Genomic DNA, 6,396 nt, shown 5'->3' with positions numbered 1-6,396 from the left:
GGCCCGACCTCGACGCCGGAGGGCCGGGATTCCGGGGGAGTGTGGCACCAACGGGGCCAAAAGACTGCCGTGCGTGACGACGTCGGGCGCTGCTGGGCCGTGCTGCCTGTATAGCTCCGGTCGGCCTGGCTGCCGCCGGACCCACGCCGCGGGCCGGGCGTCATGCCCGCGCGCCCGCGCTGCAGGCCGCGCCCACGCCCACGCGTCACGCGTCACGCAGAGCAGGGTTTCGGCCCGACCTCGACGCCGGAGGGCCGGGATTCCGGGGGAGTGTGGCACCAACGGGGCCAAAAGACTGCCGTGCGTGACGACGTCGGGCGCTGCTGTGCCGTGCTGGCTTGTACAGCTCCGGTCGGCCCTGCTGCCGCGCTGGCTGTGTTGCCCTGGACTACCCCGGACTGCCGCGGGCTGCCCCGAACTGCCCTGGACTTTCCGGCATTGGCCTGTGCTGTGGCGGCGAAGCTGTGATATGGGGATACGCCCGAAACGTGCTAAGATTTTGAGTTTGTATGGCGCCCTCTGTGCGCTGTCATCAACCTCGTAAACAATCGTGCCACGGCATAGTGCCCCCTAGCGCCCCGATTCGTCGGAAGCCGCCTGGGAAGCAAATGTTTTTGGCACGGGAGTTTAGGCCTGGTCTGGCAAAATCCAGGCAGGTCAAGAGACACCCCGATCAACCGTTCCGCAAGGCTCATTCCGTAGGAAGATTTTCGGTCTGAGAACCAGCGCGACGCAAGGAGTAAATAGTGATTCAGCAGGAGTCGCGACTCAAGGTCGCCGACAACACGGGTGCTAAGGAAATCCTTACCATTCGCGTTCTCGGTGGATCTGGCCGTCGCTACGCAGGCATTGGCGACGTCATCGTCGCTACCGTCAAGGACGCAATTCCGGGCGGCAACGTAAAGAAGGGCGACGTCGTCAAGGCTGTCATCGTCCGTACCAAGAAGGAACGCCGCCGTGCGGATGGTTCCTATATCAAGTTTGACGAGAACGCAGCTGTGATCCTGAAGAACGACGGTGACCCCCGCGGTACCCGTATCTTCGGACCGGTTGGTCGTGAACTTCGCGATAAGAAGTTCATGAAGATCGTTTCTCTGGCTCCGGAGGTGCTTTAGTCCATGGCTAAGATCAAAAAGGGTGACCTCGTTCAGGTCATCACTGGCGCCAAGGCTGAGCGCGGCGGCGACAAGGGCAAGCAGGGCAAGGTTCTGCGCGTTTTCCCCGAGACCAACCGCGTGCTGGTCGAAGGCATTAACCGCGTAACCAAGCACACCAAGGTCGGTCAGTCGCAGCGCGGCACCAAGACCGGTGGCATCGAAGTCGTCGAGGCTACGATCCACATCTCCAACGTGGCTCTGGTTGACCCGTCCACCAAGAAGCCCACCCGCGTCGGTTTCCGCACCGAGACCGTTGAGCGCGATGGCGTGAAGCGCGACGTGCGCGTCCGCGTGGCCAAGAGCTCAGGGAAGGACATCTAATGACTGAGACTCTCGAGACTCCGGCAAGCAAGATCGTTCCTCGTCTGAAGACCAAGTACGCGGATTCCATCAAGAGCACGCTCGTTGAGGAATTCAAGTACGAGAACGTCAACCAGGTTCCCCGTCTGGTCAAGGTCGTTGTGAACATGGGTGTTGGAGATGCCGCTAAGGACTCCAAGCTGATCGACGGCGCTGTCCGCGATCTGACCCTGATCACCGGCCAGAAGCCGCAGGTAACCAAGGCCCGCAAGTCGATCGCACAGTTCAAGCTGCGCGAAGGCATGCCGATCGGTGCACACGCAACTCTGCGTGGGGACCGCATGTGGGAATTCCTGGACCGTCTGGTCACGCTGGCTCTGCCGCGTATCCGTGACTTCCGGGGCCTCAGCGGCAAGCAGTTCGACGGCAACGGCAACTACACCTTCGGTCTGACCGAGCAGGTTATGTTCCACGAGATCGACCAGGATTCCATCGACCGCGTACGCGGCATGGACATCACCGTCGTGACCACTGCCAAGACCGACGACGAAGGCCGCGCGCTGCTCAAGGCGCTTGGCTTCCCGTTCAAGACCGAAGATTAATCTAGCTACGTAAAAGGTCCGACCGTGCTGGTTTCCCTCCGGGGATGACTGCACGGCGGAAACCGTTATGAGGAAGGGCAAGAGCCCACCATGACAATGACAGATCCCGTCGCAGACATGCTTACGCGTCTGCGCAACGCAAACGCGGCATACCACGATTCCGTGTCTATGCCGTACAGCAAGCTCAAGGCACGCGTTGCCGACATCCTGAAGGCCGAAGGTTACATCGCCTCCTGGAAAGAAGAAGACGCGGAGGTTGGCAAGAAGCTGACCCTCGAGCTCAAGTTCGGTCCGAACCGCGAGCGTTCAATCGCTGGCGTTCGTCGTATTTCCAAGCCGGGACTGCGCGTTTACGCAAAGTCCACCAACCTGCCGCACGTGCTCGGTGGCCTGGGTGTCGCAATCCTGTCCACCTCTTCCGGCCTCTTGACTGACAAGCAGGCCGGCAAGAAGGGCGTGGGCGGCGAAGTCCTCGCTTACGTCTGGTAACGGGAAAGGAAGAGAATAATGTCACGTATTGGACGTCTCCCCATCACCGTTCCTGCCGGCGTTGAGGTCAAGGTTGACGGCTCTGTCGTCAACGTCAAGGGTTCCAAAGGCGAGCTGAGCCACACTGTGCCCAGCCCGATCGAGGTCTCCCTGGAAGATGGCACCCTGACTGTCGCCCGCCCGAACGACGAGCGCGCCTCACGTTCGCTGCACGGCCTGACCCGCACCCTGATCGCCAACATGATCCAGGGTGTCACCGCAGGCTACGAGAAGAAGCTTGAAATCGTCGGTACCGGTTACCGCGTTCAGGCAAAGGGTTCTGACCTGGAGTTCGCTCTGGGCTACAGCCACCCGGTTAGTGTCTCGGCACCGAACGGCATCACCTTTGCAGTAGAGACCCCGACCAAGCTCTCTGTTTCAGGCATCTCCAAGCAGCAGGTCGGCGAGGTTGCTGCCAACATTCGCAAGCTGCGGAAGCCGGACCCCTACAAGGGCAAGGGCATCCGTTACGCAGGCGAAGTCATCCGCCGCAAGGTCGGAAAGGCTGGTAAGTAACCATGGCGATCGCAATTAACAAGAAGCGTACGAACAAGAGCAAGTCTGCCCAGCGCAGCCGCCGCCAGCTTCGTATCCGCAAGCGCATTTCCGGAACGGCTGTACGTCCTCGTCTGGTCGTCAACCGTTCCGCACGCCACGTATTCGTCCAGGTTGTCGATGACACCCAGGGCCTGACCGTAGCGAGCGCCTCCACTTTGGAAGCCGACCTTCGTGCATTCGACGGTGACAAGACTGCCAAGGCCAAGCGCGTTGGCGAGCTCGTCGCCGAGCGTGCCAAGGCTGCCGGAATCGAAGCTGTTGTCTTCGACCGCGGTGGTAACAAGTACCACGGCCGGATCGCCGCCGTCGCTGACGGCGCACGTGAAGGTGGGCTGTCACTGTGACCGAAAATAACGAAAAGGACATTCAGGTGACTGAAGCTGTAGCTGCTCCGGCAACTGAGACCGCTGCGCCTGCTACCACCGACGCCGCCCGTGGTGGCGCTCGTCGTGGCGAGCGTGGCGACCGCGGCCAGGGCCGTGGCGACCGTGGTGGCCGTGGTGGCCGCGATGGTGGCCGCGAAGCCGAAAAGAGCCAGTTCGTAGAGCGCGTCGTAACCATTAACCGTGTTTCCAAGGTCGTCAAGGGTGGTCGTCGCTTTAGCTTCACCGCCCTCGTCGTCGTCGGTGACGGCAACGGTATGGTCGGCGTCGGCTACGGCAAGGCCAAGGAAGTTCCCGCCGCCATCGCGAAGGGCGTTGAAGAAGCCAAGAAGTCCTTCTTCCGCGTTCCCCGCATCGGCAGCACCATTCCGCACCGCGTTCAGGGTGAAGCGGCCGCAGGCGTCGTTATGCTGCGTCCGGCTTCCGCCGGTACCGGTGTTATCGCCGGCGGTCCGGTCCGTGCAGTACTGGAGTGCGTGGGCATCCACGACATCCTCTCCAAGTCGCTCGGTTCCTCCAACGCCATCAACATCGTGCACGCGACCGTTGACGCGCTGAAGCGCCTCGAAGAGCCGGCAGCAGTGGCAGCACGCCGCGGCCTCCCGCTCGACGAGATCGCTCCGCCGGCAATGGTGAAGGCGCTTTTGAACCAGAAGGCAGGTGTCTGAGTTGGCTAAGAACGTGCTTGTCTCCGACGCAAAGTTGGAGATCACTCAGATCAGGTCGTCTATTGGCGGCAAGCAGAACCAGCGCGACACCCTGCGGTCCCTCGGCCTGAAGCGGATCGGACACACCGTTGTCCGCACCGCCGACGCCGTGACCGTCGGGATGCTCAACACGGTTCCGCACCTGGTAAAGGTAGAGGAGGCGAAGTAATGGCAGAGAAGAACACCGCCGAGAAGGCACAGGGCGCCGCTGAGAAGCAGAACGCACTGAAGGTTCACCACCTGCGTCCCGCCCCGGGTGCCAAAACCGCCAAGACCCGTGTTGGTCGTGGCGAAGGCTCCAAGGGTAAGACCGCTGGTCGTGGCACCAAGGGTACGAAGGCCCGCTACCAGATCAAGGCTGGCTTTGCCGGCGGCCAGCTGCCGCTGCACATGCGCCTGCCGAAGCTGCGCGGCTTCAAGAACCCGTTCCGGGTTGAGTACCAGGTTGTAAACCTGGACAAGCTCAACGAGCTGTTCCCGGAAGGTGGCGCAGTCACCGTGGAGAACCTGGTCGAAAAGGGTGCCGTTCGCAAGAACCAGCCCGTCAAGGTGCTTGGCACCGGCGACATCACCGTCAAGGTTGACGTCACCGTCCACGCATTCTCGGCCAGCGCCGCAGAAAAGATTGCTGCAGCAGGCGGAAGCACCACCGCCCTCTAACGAGGCGGCGGGGCAGTTGCCCGTTGTTGGAAACTCCCGGTACCCGGGGCTCAGGCCCAGGGTGCCGGGAGTTTTTCTATTTTCCCGGCCCTGCGATTGTCCGCAGGGCGCGTCCACCCGTTAGACTCGGTTGTTGGGTTTATTTGACCTATCTCACACGACTTTACTTATTACTCAGGAGGACGCTTGCTTAGCGCATTTGGCCGGGCCTTTCGCACGCCTGATCTGCGACGCAAGTTGTTGTTCACGCTGGGAATCATCACAATCTTCCGCTTGGGTGCCTTCATCCCCTCGCCTGGTGTGAACTACCAGAATGTCCAGCAATGCTTGCAGAACGGTCAGACCACGGGCGGCATCTACCAGCTCGTCAACCTGTTCAGCGGCGGTGCATTGCTCCAGGTGTCTGTCTTCGCCCTGGGCATCATGCCGTACATCACGGCCAGCATCATCGTCCAGTTGCTCCGGGTGGTCATTCCCCGCTTCCAGCAGCTGTACGAGGAGGGCGCCTCGGGCCAGTCGAAGCTGACGCAGTACACGCGTTACCTGACGATCGCCCTCGGCCTGCTCAACGCCACGACCCTTGTGTCGCTCGCACGTTCGGGCCAGCTGCTGCCGAACTGCCAGCTGCCGATCATCCCGGACGACAGCATCGTCACCACGATCCTGATCATCATCACGCTGACGGCCGGCACCGGCCTCATCATGTGGATGGGCGAGCTCGTGACCGAAAAGGGTGTCGGCAACGGCATGTCGCTGCTCATCTTCACCTCGATCGTGTCCAGCTTCCCGGGCTCGCTCGGCGCCATCTGGACCTCGCAGGGCCCCGGCACCTTCTTTATGGTCCTGGTCATCGGCCTGCTGACCGTGGCCGCGGTGGTCTTCGTGGAGCAGTCCCAGCGCCGCATTCCGGTGCAGTACGCCAAGCGGATGATCGGCCGGCGGACCGTGGGCGGCACCAGCACGTACATCCCGATCAAGGTGAACATGGCCGGCGTCGTGCCCGTCATCTTCGCTTCCTCGATGCTGTACCTGCCGGGACTGATCTCGCAGTTCAACCAGCCCCAGCCCGGCGAGCCGATTGCACCCTGGGTGGAGTGGATCAACAACAACCTGGTCCGCGGTGACCAGCCGATCTACATGGTGCTCTACTTCGCCATGATTGTGTTCTTCACTTACTTCTATGTTGCGATCACTTTCAACCCTGAAGAAGTTTCTGACAACATGAAGAAGTACGGCGGCTTCATTCCGGGTATCCGTGCCGGCAAGCCGACCGCAGACTACCTGCAGTATGTGCTTTCCAGGATCACGCTCCCCGGTGCCATTTACCTGGCTTTTGTGGCACTTATCCCGCTGGTCGCACTGGTCCTGATCAATGCCAACCAGAACTTCCCGTTCGGTGGCACCTCGATCCTGATCATGGTCGGCGTAGGTTTGGAGACCGTCAAGCAGATTGATGCGCAGCTACAGCAGCGTCACTACGAAGGGCTTTTGCGATGACGAG

Annotated in this window: 10 protein-coding genes; all 10 read left to right on the top strand. The window is 61.3% G+C overall.

Annotated features, from left to right (window positions below; genetic code table 11):
- The first annotated feature begins 746 nt into the window (after positions 1–746).
- The gene (gene rplN, locus J2W14_RS07505) at positions 747–1,115 is read left to right on the top strand and encodes a 50S ribosomal protein L14 (protein ID WP_003803789.1); all 369 of its coding nucleotides are present in this window, start codon (positions 747–749) and stop codon (positions 1,113–1,115) included.
- A gap of 3 nt (positions 1,116–1,118) precedes the next feature.
- A complete protein-coding gene (rplX, locus tag J2W14_RS07500) occupies positions 1,119–1,478 on the top strand; it encodes a 50S ribosomal protein L24 (protein ID WP_307460561.1) in 360 nt (119 codons plus the stop codon).
- Complete coding sequence (rplE, locus tag J2W14_RS07495) at positions 1,478–2,059, top strand: 50S ribosomal protein L5 (RefSeq protein WP_024366124.1); 582 nt, start codon at positions 1,478–1,480, stop codon at positions 2,057–2,059. The genes rplX and rplE overlap by 1 nt, the downstream gene beginning before the upstream one ends.
- A gap of 90 nt (positions 2,060–2,149) precedes the next feature.
- Positions 2,150–2,548 (top strand): 30S ribosomal protein S8, encoded by a 399-nt coding sequence (gene rpsH / locus J2W14_RS07490; protein ID WP_307460559.1) that lies wholly within the window; start codon positions 2,150–2,152, stop codon positions 2,546–2,548.
- 18 nt (positions 2,549–2,566) lie between these two features.
- Positions 2,567–3,103 (top strand): 50S ribosomal protein L6, encoded by a 537-nt coding sequence (gene rplF, locus J2W14_RS07485; protein WP_301226749.1) that lies wholly within the window; start codon positions 2,567–2,569, stop codon positions 3,101–3,103.
- A gap of 2 nt (positions 3,104–3,105) precedes the next feature.
- Positions 3,106–3,489 carry a 50S ribosomal protein L18 gene (rplR, locus tag J2W14_RS07480; protein WP_307460555.1) on the top strand — a complete coding sequence of 128 codons (384 nt, stop codon included), beginning with the start codon at positions 3,106–3,108 and terminating at the stop codon, positions 3,487–3,489.
- Positions 3,490–3,515: 26 nt separating this feature from the next.
- Complete coding sequence (rpsE, locus tag J2W14_RS07475) at positions 3,516–4,196, top strand: 30S ribosomal protein S5 (RefSeq protein WP_307460639.1); 681 nt, start codon at positions 3,516–3,518, stop codon at positions 4,194–4,196.
- Position 4,197: 1 nt separating this feature from the next.
- The gene (rpmD, locus tag J2W14_RS07470; RefSeq protein WP_307460552.1) at positions 4,198–4,404 is read left to right on the top strand and encodes a 50S ribosomal protein L30; all 207 of its coding nucleotides are present in this window, start codon (positions 4,198–4,200) and stop codon (positions 4,402–4,404) included.
- Positions 4,404–4,895, top strand: coding sequence for a 50S ribosomal protein L15 (rplO, locus tag J2W14_RS07465; protein WP_091563112.1), 492 nt, complete (start codon positions 4,404–4,406; stop codon positions 4,893–4,895). Before rpmD ends, rplO begins: the two co-directional genes overlap by 1 nt.
- A 186-nt stretch (positions 4,896–5,081) precedes the next feature.
- Positions 5,082–6,392 carry a preprotein translocase subunit SecY gene (secY, locus tag J2W14_RS07460; RefSeq protein WP_307460546.1) on the top strand — a complete coding sequence of 437 codons (1,311 nt, stop codon included), beginning with the start codon at positions 5,082–5,084 and terminating at the stop codon, positions 6,390–6,392.
- Positions 6,393–6,396: the final 4 nt, after the last annotated feature.

The organism is Pseudarthrobacter oxydans (genome assembly GCF_030812335.1).
Classification (GTDB): domain Bacteria; phylum Actinomycetota; class Actinomycetes; order Actinomycetales; family Micrococcaceae; genus Arthrobacter; species Arthrobacter oxydans_B.
The sequence above is the reverse complement of the archived record's forward strand: the minus strand, read 5'-3'. Positions and strand labels throughout refer to the sequence as shown.